The organism is Sphingobium sp. TomTYG46 (assembly GCF_055396345.1).
Genome location: NZ_AP027324.1, coordinates 516749 through 529989 on the forward strand (window position 1 = coordinate 516749; position 13241 = coordinate 529989).

Annotated in this window: 12 protein-coding genes; 5 read left to right on the forward strand and 7 right to left on the reverse strand. The window is 62.9% G+C overall.

The window, feature by feature from the left end; translation table 11 throughout:
* Nucleotides 1-9 precede the first annotated feature (9 nt).
* Nucleotides 10-213: an energy transducer TonB gene (locus ACZ5YV_RS02685; protein WP_464788464.1), complete on the reverse strand. Its 204-nt coding sequence runs from the start codon at nt 211-213 to the stop codon at nt 10-12.
* 590 nt (nt 214-803) lie between these two features.
* Nucleotides 804-1094 carry a hypothetical protein gene (locus ACZ5YV_RS02690; protein WP_449471718.1) on the reverse strand — a complete coding sequence of 97 codons (291 nt, stop codon included), beginning with the start codon at nt 1092-1094 and terminating at the stop codon, nt 804-806.
* 355 nt (nt 1095-1449) lie between these two features.
* Between ACZ5YV_RS02690 and ACZ5YV_RS02695 the strand changes: the two genes are divergently transcribed.
* Both ACZ5YV_RS02695 and ACZ5YV_RS02700 read left to right on the forward strand, forming a co-directional pair.
* Complete coding sequence (locus ACZ5YV_RS02695) at nt 1450-1848, forward strand: antitoxin Xre-like helix-turn-helix domain-containing protein (protein ID WP_464788465.1); 399 nt, start codon at nt 1450-1452, stop codon at nt 1846-1848.
* The gene (locus tag ACZ5YV_RS02700) at nt 1848-2534 is read left to right on the forward strand and encodes an RES family NAD+ phosphorylase (RefSeq protein ID WP_464788466.1); all 687 of its coding nucleotides are present in this window, start codon (nt 1848-1850) and stop codon (nt 2532-2534) included. The genes ACZ5YV_RS02695 and ACZ5YV_RS02700 overlap by 1 nt, the downstream gene beginning before the upstream one ends.
* Nucleotides 2535-2696: 162 nt before the next feature.
* On the opposite strand, the gene ACZ5YV_RS02705 is transcribed toward ACZ5YV_RS02700, so the two are convergent.
* The 5 genes from ACZ5YV_RS02705 to ACZ5YV_RS02725 form a co-directional block, all read right to left on the reverse strand.
* On the reverse strand, nt 2697-3959 hold the full coding sequence (locus ACZ5YV_RS02705) for a cytochrome b/b6 domain-containing protein (RefSeq protein ID WP_464788467.1): 1263 nt from the start codon (nt 3957-3959) through the stop codon (nt 2697-2699).
* Between the two features lie 74 nt (nt 3960-4033).
* Complete coding sequence (locus ACZ5YV_RS02710) at nt 4034-5368, reverse strand: MFS transporter (RefSeq protein WP_464788468.1); 1335 nt, start codon at nt 5366-5368, stop codon at nt 4034-4036.
* Nucleotides 5369-5424: 56 nt separating this feature from the next.
* Nucleotides 5425-7572 (reverse strand): acetate--CoA ligase family protein, encoded by a 2148-nt coding sequence (locus tag ACZ5YV_RS02715; RefSeq protein WP_464788469.1) that lies wholly within the window; start codon nt 7570-7572, stop codon nt 5425-5427.
* A 70-nt stretch (nt 7573-7642) separates the two neighbouring features.
* Nucleotides 7643-8503 carry a p-hydroxycinnamoyl CoA hydratase/lyase gene (locus ACZ5YV_RS02720; protein ID WP_464788470.1) on the reverse strand — a complete coding sequence of 287 codons (861 nt, stop codon included), beginning with the start codon at nt 8501-8503 and terminating at the stop codon, nt 7643-7645.
* A gap of 115 nt (nt 8504-8618) precedes the next feature.
* A complete protein-coding gene (locus ACZ5YV_RS02725) occupies nt 8619-10082 on the reverse strand; it encodes an aldehyde dehydrogenase (protein WP_464788471.1) in 1464 nt (487 codons plus the stop codon).
* A 74-nt stretch (nt 10083-10156) separates the two neighbouring features.
* Here ACZ5YV_RS02725 and ACZ5YV_RS02730 point away from each other — a divergent pair, with 74 nt between their 5' ends.
* The 3 genes from ACZ5YV_RS02730 (at nt 10157) to ACZ5YV_RS02740 (ending at nt 13229) form a co-directional block, all read left to right on the forward strand.
* The gene (locus ACZ5YV_RS02730) at nt 10157-10636 is read left to right on the forward strand and encodes a MarR family winged helix-turn-helix transcriptional regulator (RefSeq protein ID WP_464788472.1); all 480 of its coding nucleotides are present in this window, start codon (nt 10157-10159) and stop codon (nt 10634-10636) included.
* A gap of 84 nt (nt 10637-10720) precedes the next feature.
* A complete protein-coding gene (locus tag ACZ5YV_RS02735; RefSeq protein ID WP_464788473.1) occupies nt 10721-11869 on the forward strand; it encodes a helix-turn-helix transcriptional regulator in 1149 nt (382 codons plus the stop codon).
* A complete protein-coding gene (locus ACZ5YV_RS02740) occupies nt 11853-13229 on the forward strand; it encodes a serine hydrolase domain-containing protein (protein ID WP_464788474.1) in 1377 nt (458 codons plus the stop codon). Before ACZ5YV_RS02735 ends, ACZ5YV_RS02740 begins: the two co-directional genes overlap by 17 nt.
* The last annotated feature ends 12 nt before the right edge of the window (nt 13230-13241 follow it).

The window sequence follows — 13241 nt, forward strand, 5'->3', positions numbered from 1 at the left end:
CTGCCGCTTCTAACGCACACGCCAGCGGTAATCCTCTTCCCGCACCTCAGTAACGGCATATCCTTCGGGGTCGCGGGCAGGGCGAAAGCGGTATCGTTCCATGATGACGCGGCAAGTCATCGCGTCAATCTCCGGATAGCCGCTTCCTTCGATAACTTCGCATCTGTCGACCTGTCCCGAAGGACCGATGGCGTATCGCACGCCGATTGTCACGCGGCCGACGCTGCGTAAGGAGCCAGGGAAATCCGAATTGCGAAAGCGGCCGCCGGTTTGGCGCGCCCGCGAGAAATCGCCTCCCTCGCCATCCCCACGACCAGTGCCGGTTCCAGTGCCGCCGGACCCGCTGCCAAAGCCGGGAGTAGCGCCACTACCCGCGCCGCCTGCGTCGCTCTTTATGGAGGCTGTCGGCGCGGTGGGTAGGATCGGAGCAGGGGTATGTATTATGGGCGACGGGGCTACAACGCTGGTAGGGCGCGGTGGTTGATCTCGCACCTTCTCGGCGCGGCGAGGAGATCCGGACGCAGCGCCGCCTTCGCCTTGGGGTTCACGGGTTTCCTTAGGCGGGGGAGGTTTGGGTTGGTCCGGCGCGGAGGGCTTCAGATTGAACAACGCCAAGGGGGTGCTATCTATCGCCGAGCGTAGTAGTGAAGGTGCTCTCAGGCCGATTATCAATGCATAGCCGATGACGGCGTTCACCAAGAACGCCGCAATAGCGGGGACGATTCTGTCCCGGCCCTGCCATCGCTGCGCCCAAGATGCTGTCATGTCATTGAATGCCGCGTGCAACGCGCGGCGACTTGGCGTCAGCGGTAAACGCGGTTGCCGTTGCGGTCGATATAATATTCGCGGCCGCGACGGTCACGTTCCCACCGGCGTTGTCCATCGGACGTGGCCGCGCCTACGACAGCACCACCCGCAGCGCCGATTGCCGCGCCTTCGGCTACGCCAAGCCCGGGGACGATCGCACCTGCTACCGCACCACCGACCGCGCCGATGCCTGCACCCCGCAGTCCATCGCGCGTCGTTTCACGAGAACAGCCGCCAACGCTGGCAGCGGCTGCCAATCCTGCCATCAATAAGAATGTGTTACGCATGGTTCGTCTCCACAATTGCCCAACATCAAACGACAGAGATGCAAGTTAGTTCGATCCATATGTCACAAACCTGCCGAACGGCGCTGAAATTACGAGCGTTCGATGTGTATCTATGAGAGAGTGGTGACAACTGCGGGTAGGGTTGGCTTCATCAAAGAATAGCAGAAAGCCGGTGTTTTCTGATGTGTGATCCAACCCTGCTGTACCGATCGACTGTACCAGCGCGGGAATGAGGGATCCAGTTGATCGGCGTCTAACAGCCTGATTGGGTCGAACACATTATGTGTGGAAATTGATCCAATCTTGACATTAAGTACAAATATAATACATCTCCATGACGAGAAGGAGATCGCAAATGGCAACAGCTGCCCACTTCGGAGCCAAAGCCAAAGCGCCCAGCCGTAAGGATCTCACCGGTCCGGCGCTGCGCACCTTCTTCCGCATTGCCGATGCCTGGAGCCTCAAGGAAGCCGAGCAGATGAAGCTTCTCGGACTCGATAATCGCTCCACATTTCAGACCTGGAAACGCGGCGCCGTCGCAGCCATTCCCAAGGATGCGCTCGAAAGAATTTCCTATGTGCTGGGTATCTACAAGGGGCTCAGGCTCCTCCTGCCTCGCACCGCCGACGAATGGGTGCGCAAACCCAATGACGCGCCCCTGTTCGCCGGACGTCCAGCGATCGAACGGATGACTTCGGGCAATGTCGCCGATCTTTATGTCGTGCGCCAATATATCGACGCGCAACGCGGATAATGGATTCTATCCCGAAGGCGCGTGTGCACTGGCAGCCATGCTATCGGATTATCGCAAGCCGCTTCCCACCGATATCTCTGTTCGAGGACGTCGCCGACCCCTCCGATCTTGAAGCGGTCTACGCGATTGAGGCGATGACCAACGACCGGCTACGCGATGAGGTCGGCGACCTTGCACTCGTGCCGCCGGAGGATCGCGTGTCGGGGCCGGGCACTTCTGTCATCATGGCCGCCTTCACCCATCTCAATCCTGATGGAAGCCGCTTTTCTGATGGTAGCTTCGGCCTGTTCTATGCAGCCAGAGAGATCGAGACCGCGATTGCCGAAACCAGCCATCACCGCGCGCGGTTCATGGCGCTCACTCGGGAACCGCCGCAGGAACTGGACATGCGGGTATATGCCGTCGATATCGACGCAGAGCTGCATGATATCCGGGATGCACGCAAGGCACAGCCTGACCTCTACGCTTCGGACAGCTATGTCGCTGGTCAAGCACTTGCAATCGAGTTGCGCAGTCAAGGGTCGGACGGCATCGCCTATCAGAGCGTCCGCCATCCGGGCGGTGAATGCGCAGCTGTGTTCCGTCCCAGCCTGCTCACCGACTGTCGGCAAGAGCGGCACCTATGCTATGTCTGGGACGGGCAGGGGATCGTTGCCGTCTACGAGAAGAAGGCGTTTAACACCTAAAATACCGACCAGCGATCATGCGGTTTGAAATTTCATTGAGCGTGCACCGTATAATTGCGTGGCGCAGGGAGGCCGCCGTTTCGTGGCCGAGTCATTCAGGCGGCTGAGATCGACCATATTCGTCGTTCCCAGGCGGCGCAGACTGCGTCGAAACCCGCCTCATCACTGATCCTGCCGGTGCGCGGTCAAGGCGAAGTTTACTGTGACCTTCGCAGCGATCGTTTCATCAGTGGGTGAACCGACATCAAACATGTTCCGGTCGAGATCCGCTCGGCCTTCGGCTCTGGCGGTGTCCCCATCCTGACGCAGCGTGAAGCGTAGCGTGACCGGGCGGCGGCGTCCGTTCAGGTCCAGCGTGCCTCTGGCTTCGTACAGGTCGCCGCCCCGTGGCCGGAAACCCTTGGCGCGGAACACAGCATGCGGATGCGCCGATATGTCGAAATAGTCGGGGCCTCGCAGCGTTTCGTCGCGTTGTGCGTCGCCCGTGATGGCGGAGGCCAGGTCGATCGTCACGAGGATTGCGCTGCCGGGCAAATCGTCCGGGCTGTAGCGGATGTCCGATTTCCAGTGAAGGAAGGATCCGTCCACCGTCGCGCCGCTCCACATGGCGATAAAGCCGAGTTCCCCCTGCCCCACGACGCGCCAGCGCGACAAGGGAAGCTGTCGTGAATTGGCTGTGGGCACCGGCGTAGCCTTTGGGGTCGTTGGGGCCGTCGGGGTCGTGGCAAGCCGCTGCGCTGGGGTGGAACCGGGTGAAGGTGGCGCTATCTTGATCGGCACGGGCATCCCTTTCTGCTGGGCCACGGCTATGGTGGGCGTTCCGGTAAGAAAGAATGATGCCGAACCTGCCAATGCCATTGTTCCCAGCGCAGCCAGCAGCGCAAGTCCCGGCGCCAAGCCCGGGATCATGCGAGCAAGCAGATCCTCGCGCTTGTAGAATTGATGGCGAATAGCTCCAGCGACATGCAGCACGACCAATCCGGCTAGGACATAAGCCGCCAGGCGATGCGTGTCATAGGCTATTCCATTGAGGCCAAAAGAGATCGGCAGATGCGGCCAGGCAATCGTGCCGAACAGCAGCGTCGGCACCCGCAGCTTGCTGGTTGAGACCAGCGCCCAGCCGCTGAGCGGGGCGAGAAGCATGACGGCGTAGAGCAATTGATGCGTCACCTTTGCCGTGAACGCAGATATCCGATCATCCGCCAGTGCCGGGGGGCGGGGGTGGGCCAAGCGGATGCCAACGCGCAAAAGGGTGAGCAGCAGGATGACGATCCCGATCGACTTGTGCAGCTGATAGGCGGCAAATTGGCCTAGCCCCGGCGCGATGCCGGACAATTGCCAGCCCAGGACGAGTTGAAAGATCAGGGCTGCCGCGATCGACCAATGCAACGCGATAGCCGTCATGGAATAGCGCTGTGGCGACATGGGCAGTCTTTCCTCCTTATGGTTATCTCAAAGAAGAGTGCGAGCGGCGGGCGGGTAATGAAGGGAACGATGGTTCATTCGTAAAGCTTGGACGAATTGCTGTCCCGTCCTCCAGTCACGAGAAGGGCTAACGCGCATGCCGCGATCAGCGACCCTGATGCCATGGTCAGCGCCACGGCGGGAAGCTTGAAATCGAGAGTGAAAAGGAAACCAGCAAGGATGGGACCCAAAGCAGCTCCTCCACGGCCGAGGCCGATCACTATTCCCGTGCCGCCTGCCCGAACCGCCGTAGGGAAGGAATGCGCAATGATGGCGTAGAGGCCGACGACGGCCGCGTTTGTGAAATATCCCGCCGCCGCAGCTACCAGGGCCAAGCCGAAAAGGCTGGCTTGTCCCTGCCCGAAGACAGTCACCATTGCCATCGACAGTAAGAGGGCGGCGATCACCAATATGCGGACGTCCAGCCGCCAACTGAGGGCACTGAGCGAAAGCGCTCCCAGCAAGCCGCCTACATTGGCCCATACCAGCACGCCACCAGCGGACGACGGTGCATAACCCATGTCCACCACGATCTTGGGCACCCATTTGAGGATGAAGTAAAAGGTCATGATGTGAAAGAAATAGGCGGCCGTCAGCAGCACCGTCGTGCGTGCGAGGCCGGGATTGAACAGCGCGGCAAAGGATGCCTTGGGCGCCGCCGCATTTGAAGCGGGCAAAGCATCCAGCGCATTGTGTCCCATCCGGCCTATCAGCTGATTGATCCGGTCCAGCGCATTGGCCGGGCGTCGTTGAAGGAGGAATCCGATCGATTCAGGGAGCAGCAGGAACGTCAGTGGCAAGAAGATTGCTGTGACGACTCCTCCAAGCAGGAATATGTCGCGCCATTCGCCCGACACCAGCAGCATCGAAGCGGCCGAGCCGCCAAGGATCGCGCCGATCGGATAGCCCGCCGCCATGAGGGCAACGGCCAGGCTGCGGGTGCGCGCGTTGGCAAGCTCTGCGACGATGGCGTTGGTGCAAGCCAGCATGCCGCCGATGCCGAGGCCAGTCACAAGCCGTATCACCGACAGGGAGACAACGCTGAATGAAAAGGTCGCGGCCAACATACCCGTGGCCATGACCAGGAGGCAGAACAGGATGGTGGGCCGACGGCCGATGCGATCAGCCAGGCCGCCGAGCAGCACGGACCCCACAGCCATGCCGATCAGTTCCATCGAAAGCACGACGCCCAATGCGGCGCGGTCAATGCCCCACTCTGCGGCAATGCCGGGCGAGGCGAAGCTGATCGCCAGAACATCAAAGCCATCAAGCGCGTTCAGCATGATGCACAGCGCTACAGCCGCGATTTGCAGGCGGCCCATGGGCGCTTCATCAAGTAATTGCCTGATGTCCGTTCCGTTCCGCGCCATCCTCTCCTCCCCTGAAATGATTGTCGATCTGGTTATTGCCTTGTTGGTCAGGCGTCTTACGGTGCTGTCAGCATAAGGGCGTCGAGAGCGATTGCGCCTCTACCCTGCGGATAGAGGATGACCGGGTTGAGATCGATCTCCCGGATCGGCGGTTCGGCGAGCAGGATGCGGCCAAGCGTGTGGATAATCTGTGATGCCGCCTCCACATCCAGCGCAGGCGATCCGCGAAAGCCGCGCAGCAGGGGCGATTGCTTGAGCTTATGCAGTTCAGCGGCGATGGCATCGACCGAGAGGCCGGGGGTGATCAGGCGCACGTCCTGCAGGATTTCCGCCGTGACGCCGCCAAAGCCGCACAGGATGACCGGCCCCCAGTCTGGATCATTCTTTGCGCCGATGATAAGTTCGACGCCGCGTTCGCCCATGGCTTCGATCAGGACGCCGTCGATCGCGATGGTCGCATCATAGGCGGCGACATGGGCATATAACCGGTCCCAGCCCGCGCGCAGTTCGTCGGCGTTGGGGAGGTTCAACACCACGCCGCCCGCATCGCTCTTGTGGCTTAGACGGGCGGACTGTGCCTTGAGCGCGACCGGATAGCCGACCGCTTGCGCAGCGTTCAGCGCGTCGTCGATGCTGGTGCAGAAGGCACCCTTTGGGAACGGGATGCCGAGCGGGGCGAGGATCGCCTTGGCGCGATATTCGGGGATGACGCCGCTGTGCCCGGTGAGAGCAGGCGCGGGCAGGGGGGCGGTCGGCGCTTCGCTGAAGTCCCGGCGCGCATGGTCGTTGAGCCGCTTCAGGGCGCGGAAGGCGCGTTCGGTCGAAGGGAAATAGGGAATGCCGAGCGCGCGCAGCTGATCGATATGATGGGCTGGAACCGGCGCGCCTTCGTCCAGTCCGGCGAAGATGATCGGCTTGTCCGGCTGCAATTCGTCAACAGCGCGCAGGATCGGCGGCAGCTTGATGCCGACCGTCACGGGATCGGTCTGGATGATGCCCGTGACGATGCTGCCGAACCGGTCGTCGGTGAACAGCGCCGCCAGCGTCCGGCGATAGAGGTCAGGATCGACCAGTCCCTGCGCGGTCAGGTCCAGCGGGTTGGAGACGGGAACGAAATCGGGCAGCACCCCGCGCAGGGCAGGGGCATTGCCGTCATTGACCTGCGGCAGGTCGAGGCCGATGGCTTCGCACAGGTCGAGGGTCAGCGCCTTGAATGCGCCGCTTTCGCCCAGCACGGCAACGCCGCCAGCCGGAATGATGGGGCAGCGCAACGCGATTTCGGCGATGTCGCCCAGTTCCTCCAGCGTCTCAGCCAGGATGACGCCCGCGCGCTCCACCTTGATGCGCATCACCTGATAGTCGCCCGCCATCGCCCCGGTGTGGGTGGCCGCGGATTCACGCGCAGCTGCCGAGCGGCCGGGGTGGAGCAGGACGATGGTCTTGCCCAGAGCGCGGGCGCGGCGGGCGGCGGCGAGGAAGCGCTGCGGCTTGCGGAATTGCTCCACGATCATCGCGATCACCTGGGTGGAGCTGTCTTCCAGCAGGTAGTCGACATAATCCTCGACGCCCGATGCGGCTTCGTTGCCGGTCGAGATCGAGAAGGACAGGCCCAGATCGCGCGAAGCGAGCGTGGTGCACAGGACGCAGGCCATCGCGCCGCTTTGCGACACGATGCCGATACCCGGACGGTCGCCCAGAGGCTTGGCGTCGGTTTCCACGAAGGTGAGCGGCACGCGATCGATGAAGTTGGTCATGCCAAGGCAATTTGGCCCTTCGACAACCATCCCGGTTTCAGCGGCGATCCGGCCGATCTCCCGTTGTTCCGCCAAGCCTTCTTCGCCGCCCTCCGCAAATCCGGCGGAAAAGATGACGGCAGCGCCGACATTGCGCGCGGCCAGCGCTTTCACCGTATCGAGCACTGCCGCGCGCGGAATGGCGAGGACGGCGGCATCCACGCCGTCGGGCAACGCATCGACGGATGGCAGGCATGGCCGTCCGCCGATTTCCGCGCGCTTGGGATTGATGAGGTGGATGTCGCCGGAAAAGCCGTTGCGCGTCAGGTTGGACAGGACGGATGCGCCCAGCGCACCCGGCTTGTCCGATGCGCCGACGATCGCCACCGATCGCGGGCGCAGCAGCCGGTCCAGCGACCTGGCCGCGCGGGCAGCGGTGGCGACGGGCGGATTGAGGGTGTCGGCCGTCATGGGTCCGTCTCTCCAAAAACTCTGTGGGGCAGGCCGCCTCTTGGGGGCGATCCTGCCAGTCTGTCGCGGTTCAGGCCTGCTGTTTCGACTTGTCGTAAGCGCCAAGGCCCGGCTTGTAGCTCTTGTCGTCGATAAACTGTTTGATGCCTTCCTTGCGGCCCTCATTGTCGAAGCTGTTGGCCGCTTCCTGCGCGCGGATCAGATAATCCTCGGCATTGTCATAGGTCATTTCGCGCACCCGGCGGATGGCGTCCTTGGTCGCCTTGAGCGCGACGGGGTTCTTCGTCAGCAATGTCTGCGCGACCTGCGACACGCGGCCCTTCAATGCGCCGAGCGGCAGCGCTTCGTTGACGAAGCCCCATTGCGCCGCCGTCCTGCCGTCCACATTCTCGCCCATCAGCGCATGATACATGGCGTTGCGAAAGCTGGTCAGTTCCGTCGCCACCTTGGCCGCGCCGCCGCCGGGCAGGATGCCCCAGTTGATTTCGCTGAGGCCGAATTGCGCCTCTTCCGCCGCGAAGGCGAGGTCGCAGGCGAAGAGCGGGCCGTAGCCGCCGCCAAAGCACCAGCCGTTGACCATCGCGATAGTGGGTTTCTGATACCAGCGAAGGCGGCGCCACCAACCATAGCTTTCCCGTTGCGCGCCACGCGTGCCCTTCAGGCCCTGCGCCTCGGTTTCCCGGAAATATTCCTTGAGGTCCATGCCAGCGCTCCACGCCGTGCCCTCGCCGGTCAGCACGAGGACGCCGACATCGTCGCGAAACTCAAGCTCATCGAGTATGCGCATCATCTGGCGGTTGAGGCGCGGCGACATGCAATTGCGCTTGTCCGGGCGGTTGAGACTGACCCAGGCGACGCCGTCCTCCACGGTGAAGGCGACGGTTTCGATTTCGGCCTGCTCGACGCCATCGACATGCAGGAAGTTCGTCATGATCGTTCCTTAGAAGTTGTTCGTCACACCAGCCAAAGCTGGTATCTTGTGCGGCTAAGTCGTGCCTCTCCGCCTGAGATCCCAGCTTCCGCTGGGATGACGAGGGAAGTGAATATCAAATCGGATAATGGCCGGGCTGGGTCTCCATCGTGATCCAGCGCAATTCGGTGAAGCTGTCGATCCCGGCGCGGCCGCCGAACTTGCCATAGCCCGACGCCTTGACGCCGCCGAAGGGCATTTGCGCTTCGTCATGGACGGTCGGGCCGTTCACATGGCAGATGCCGGACTGGATCTGCCGCGCGACCCTGAGCCCGCGCGCCGTGTCGCGGGTGAAGACCGATGCGGACAGGCCATATTCGGTATCGTTGGCCAGTTCGATCGCATGGGCTTCGTCGCGGGCGCGGATGATGCCGACGACCGGGCCGAAACTTTCATCGCGGAACAGCTTCATCTGTGGGGTGACGCGGTCGATGACATGGGCGGGCATCAAGACGCCGCCCCCTTCGCTCAACACCTCGCCGCCGTTCAACTGGGTCGCGCCCGCCGCGAGCGCATCATCAATGAGCGAACGGACATGGGAAACCGTTTTGCTGTCCACCACCGCACCCAGCGGCGTCTTGCCCTCGCGCGGGTCGCCCACCGCCATGGAGCCGACCTTGGCCTGAAACTTCTCGGCGAAAGCGTCGGCGATGGCATCGACCACGATGATCCGTTCGGTCGACATGCAGATTTGGCCCTGGTTCATGAAAGCGCCGAACGCGGCGGCCTTCACTGCTTCGTCAAGGTCAGCATCCTCCAGCACGATCAGCGGCGCCTTGCCGCCCAGTTCGAGCACGACAGGCTTCAGATGTTCAGCGCAGCGTTTCGCGATGATCCGGCCGACCGGCGTCGATCCGGTGAAGTTCACGCGGCGCACGGCGGGATGGTCGATCATCGCGCCGACCACATCGGCCGCATCCTGCGGCGCGTTGGTGATCAGGTTGACGATGCCGCCGGTAAGGCCCGCTTCCACAAAGGCCTGGACGATCAGGCCATGGGTGCGCGGGCATTGTTCCGATGCCTTGAGCACCACGCTGTTGCCGCAGGCGAGCGGCACGGCGATGGCGCGGGTGGCAAGGATGATCGGCGCGTTCCATGGCGCCATCGACAGCACCACGCCTGCCGGTTCGCGGATCGCCATGGCGATGCAACCGGGCTTGTCGGACGGGATCACCTCTCCGCCGATCTGGGTGGTGAGCGCCGCCGCTTCGCGCACCATGGAGCTTGAGAGCATCAGGTTGAAGCGCGCCCAACCCTCGGTCGCGCCGATTTCCGCCATCATCGCGTCGATGAAATCGTCCACGCGGGCATCAAGCGCGTCGGCGGCTTTCATCAGCAGGGCGCGGCGGGCATTGGGGCCGGTTTGCGACCAGGCGGGGAATGCGGCCTGGGCGGCGTCCACTGCGGCAACCGCATCTTCGATGCTGGCGGCAGCCGCGCGGGTGGCGACGGCGCCAGTGACCGGGTTCAACCGTTCGAAAGCCGATGCGGCACTGCGCGATTCGCCGCCGATTATCAGGGAAATTTCCGATGCGGACATGTGTCAGGCCCTCTCCTAATGTTATGTTGCATATCAATGTTGATTGTTCTGAGCAATAACATTATGAGCGAATCATGAGCATGAGTCCTTCAGGCAACAGGCTGATCAATCCCGTCGCATCACGACTGGGATATCGGCTGCGGCGTTCCTCCTCCGCGATGATGGCGACGCTGGGTGCGGCGCTGGAACTGGTGGGGTTGCGGCCGGTGGAAGCGACGATCCTCCTGACGATCGGGGCCAATCCGGGCTGCATCCAAAGCGACATAGGCCGCATGCTGGGGATCAAGCGCGCCAATATGGTGCCGCTGATCACTGGCCTCATCCAGAAGGATCTGGTGCAGAAGTCGCCGGTAGACGGACGCTCCTTCGCCCTGAGCCTGACCGCCGAGGGAGAGGATGTGCGCAGCGAGGCGGACGCGATCATGTCCGCGCATGAACGCCGCTATACACGCTTGCTGACGCCCGAATATCAGGATGCGCTGCGCATCGTGCTGGACGTTCTGGAACAGGAAGAAAATGCCACGGATGAGGAGAGGGAAGCGGCAGTCATCTAGGCCGCGCCATCTCCGCAGTGCGCACGTCATTTGGGAGCCTAACGCCGCAGTAAAAATAATGCGCGGCAAGCAGGGAGGGATGCAATGGAGACCAATCTCAGCGCGCAGATACTGCCCGCCCTTTACGGATGCTGCGACCGTCCCGAAAACTGGCGGCCGCTGTTGGACCGGATTTGCGCCGACCTTGGCGTCCGCAGCGCGGCGGTGCAGATTTACCGGCAGGAGGGCGGCCATCTGATACAGCGGTGGCAGGAGCGGGACAGCTATTCCCACGCGAACGCCGCCCTGCATGACCGGTGGATCAACAATCCAGACAATCCCCGGCTCGCCATCGTCCCGCGCGACCGCCTGGAAGCACAGCTGTCCGTCCGCACCGACGCGCAGCGTTTCGATTCCACATCGCCGCAATTGCAGGAGACGCGGCATCGCCTGGCGCAGATTGGCCTCAGGGGCGGGTCGGGCCTGCTGTTCGAATTCGAACCATCACGCTGGTTCAGCCTGATCCTGCACCGGCAGATCAGCGACACGGTGGAGCGGGACGGCAAGGATGCTGCTTTCCTGTCGGACATCGCGCCGCATCTTCTGACCCTGTCGCGCGTCTCGGCCACTGTGCAAACGGCACGTGCCGCGCAAGCCACATTAGCCTCGATCATGGATCGTCTGCGCCCCGGTGTCATTCTCTGCACCGCCAGCGGCGAGGTCCGCTGGCACAATCGCGCGGCGGCCACGATGCTGGCGAACGGCGCGCCGCTGATGCTGGATCATGGCCAACTGCGCGGGGTTTCAGCCGAAAGCCGCCAGCGGCTGGCGCGGCTCCTGTCGCCTGCCCGTGAGGACGAAATGGTCACGGCGGCGTTCGGCGAGCTGGACGACGGCATGGTGCAGGCGATTGCGCTGCCCAATGGCGCGTTCAAGGGGACGGTGGCGGATGGCTGGGACGATGACAGGGACGGCGTCGCGCTGATCCTGATCGATCCGTCGCAGGCGCCCTTCCTATCGGCCGGGCACGTCACGTCGCTATTTGGCCTGACGCCTGCGGAGGCGCGATTGGCCGTCGCCTTGTCTCAGGGCACGTCGCTCAACGCCTATGCCGATCGCCGTGGCGTGTCGGTCGGCACGGTGCGCATTCAGATGAAGCGCATCCTGGAAAAGACCGACAGCCGTCGTCAGGCCGACCTTGTCGGCAAGCTGTACGGCTCCGTCATCGCTCAGGTGCATGGCAATTTGCACTGAGCGGCGGCTGCGCGGCGTATCCCATTTGGGAGCCGCGCTCGTCAGATCATCTGTTCACAACAGTGCCGAAGGACCGACGACCATCAGTCGGCCGAAAGTAGAGGATGTGCGAGTGCGCAAAGCATCAGGATTCCTTGTCAGTTTCGCGGCTGCCGCGATGTGCGCGACCGTTCCGCCTGCCTTGGCGCAGCAGACATTGCCCCCTGTACTGGCTGATGGACAGCCATCCACGGTGCCGGTCGCCGTCCAGATCGCGCGTTGGCACATGCTGGATGGCGACATTAATTCACTGACCTTCCGTAGCATGGACCGGCTGTTCACCACGCGCACCGTCGCCCATGCGGGGACGCCCTGGCGGCTGCCGCGCGCCGACGCGCCGCTAGACGTCAGCTACACTTTCGGCGGCAAGCGCTACACGGCGCAGGATTTCCTCGATCGCACCTACACCAACGCGCTGCTGGTGATGAAGGACGGCAAGATCGTCAGCGAAATCTACCGCAACAACAGCGACGAAAACAGCCGCTTCATCGGCTGGTCCATGACGAAGTCGGTCACGTCGCTGCTGGTCGGCTGTGCGCTGGCGGACGGGCGGATCAAGTCGCTGGACGATGACATCACCGCTTACCTGCCCGAATTGAAGGGCGGCGGATATGACGGCGTGACCATTCGGCAGATTCTGCAGATGCGGTCTGGCGTGGATTATGAGGAACGGTACGATTTCGCCAATCCCGGCATCGCGGCGCGCAATCATATCGACGCGCTGGTCAAGAATGTCGCGCGCTTTGCCGATGCCGCGCGGACGGTGAAGCGGCTGCACGCGCCGGGCAGCGTGTTCCAGTACAAGACGCTCGACACCGCCGTGCTTGGCTGGCTGATCGAACGGGTCAGCGGGACCACCGTCGCTGCCTATACCGCGCAGAAATTGTGGGAGCCGTTGGGCGCTGAACAGGACGGCTTCTACATCATGGATGGACAGCCCGGCACGGGTCGCGAATTCAGCGGCGCTGGTTTTAACGCCACGCTGCGCGACTATGGGCGGATCGGCCAGATGATGCTCGACGGCGGCCGCGCCAACGGGCGGCAGGTGGTGCCAGCCGACTGGGTCCGCACATCGACGGCGCCGTCCGCGCCCGCCGATGACAAGATGCCGGGCATTCCGACCGGCTATGCGATGCAATGGTGGCTGCTGGACAATAGCGGCACCTACAGCGCGGTGGGATTGCAGGGCCAATATATCTACGTCGATCCGCGATCCCGCACCGTCGTCGTCAAGATCAGCTATTTTCCGCCGGGCGATGAAAAGCCGACGGCGGAAACCGGCGCTTTCCTGAAGGCCGTGTCGGCCTGGTCTCCGAAATGACCGGAAGAACAT

Excerpts from the sequence above, each read along its gene's own strand:
- ACZ5YV_RS02720 (WP_464788470.1), bottom strand. The coding sequence starts at position 8,503 with ATGACGAACTTCCTGCATGTCGATGGCGTCGAGCAGGCCGAAATCGAA.
- ACZ5YV_RS02695 (WP_464788465.1), top strand. The coding sequence starts at position 1,450 with ATGGCAACAGCTGCCCACTTCGGAGCCAAAGCCAAAGCGCCCAGCCGT.
- ACZ5YV_RS02740 (WP_464788474.1), top strand. The coding sequence starts at position 11,853 with ATGGCAATTTGCACTGAGCGGCGGCTGCGCGGCGTATCCCATTTGGGA.
- ACZ5YV_RS02705 (WP_464788467.1), bottom strand. The coding sequence starts at position 3,959 with ATGTCGCCACAGCGCTATTCCATGACGGCTATCGCGTTGCATTGGTCG.
- ACZ5YV_RS02725 (WP_464788471.1), bottom strand. The coding sequence starts at position 10,082 with ATGTCCGCATCGGAAATTTCCCTGATAATCGGCGGCGAATCGCGCAGT.
- ACZ5YV_RS02735 (WP_464788473.1), top strand. The coding sequence starts at position 10,721 with ATGGAGACCAATCTCAGCGCGCAGATACTGCCCGCCCTTTACGGATGC.
- ACZ5YV_RS02700 (WP_464788466.1), top strand. The coding sequence starts at position 1,848 with ATGGATTCTATCCCGAAGGCGCGTGTGCACTGGCAGCCATGCTATCGG.
- ACZ5YV_RS02730 (WP_464788472.1), top strand. The coding sequence starts at position 10,157 with ATGAGCATGAGTCCTTCAGGCAACAGGCTGATCAATCCCGTCGCATCA.
- ACZ5YV_RS02715 (WP_464788469.1), bottom strand. The coding sequence starts at position 7,572 with ATGACGGCCGACACCCTCAATCCGCCCGTCGCCACCGCTGCCCGCGCG.
- ACZ5YV_RS02710 (WP_464788468.1), bottom strand. The coding sequence starts at position 5,368 with ATGGCGCGGAACGGAACGGACATCAGGCAATTACTTGATGAAGCGCCC.
- ACZ5YV_RS02690 (WP_449471718.1), bottom strand. The coding sequence starts at position 1,094 with ATGCGTAACACATTCTTATTGATGGCAGGATTGGCAGCCGCTGCCAGC.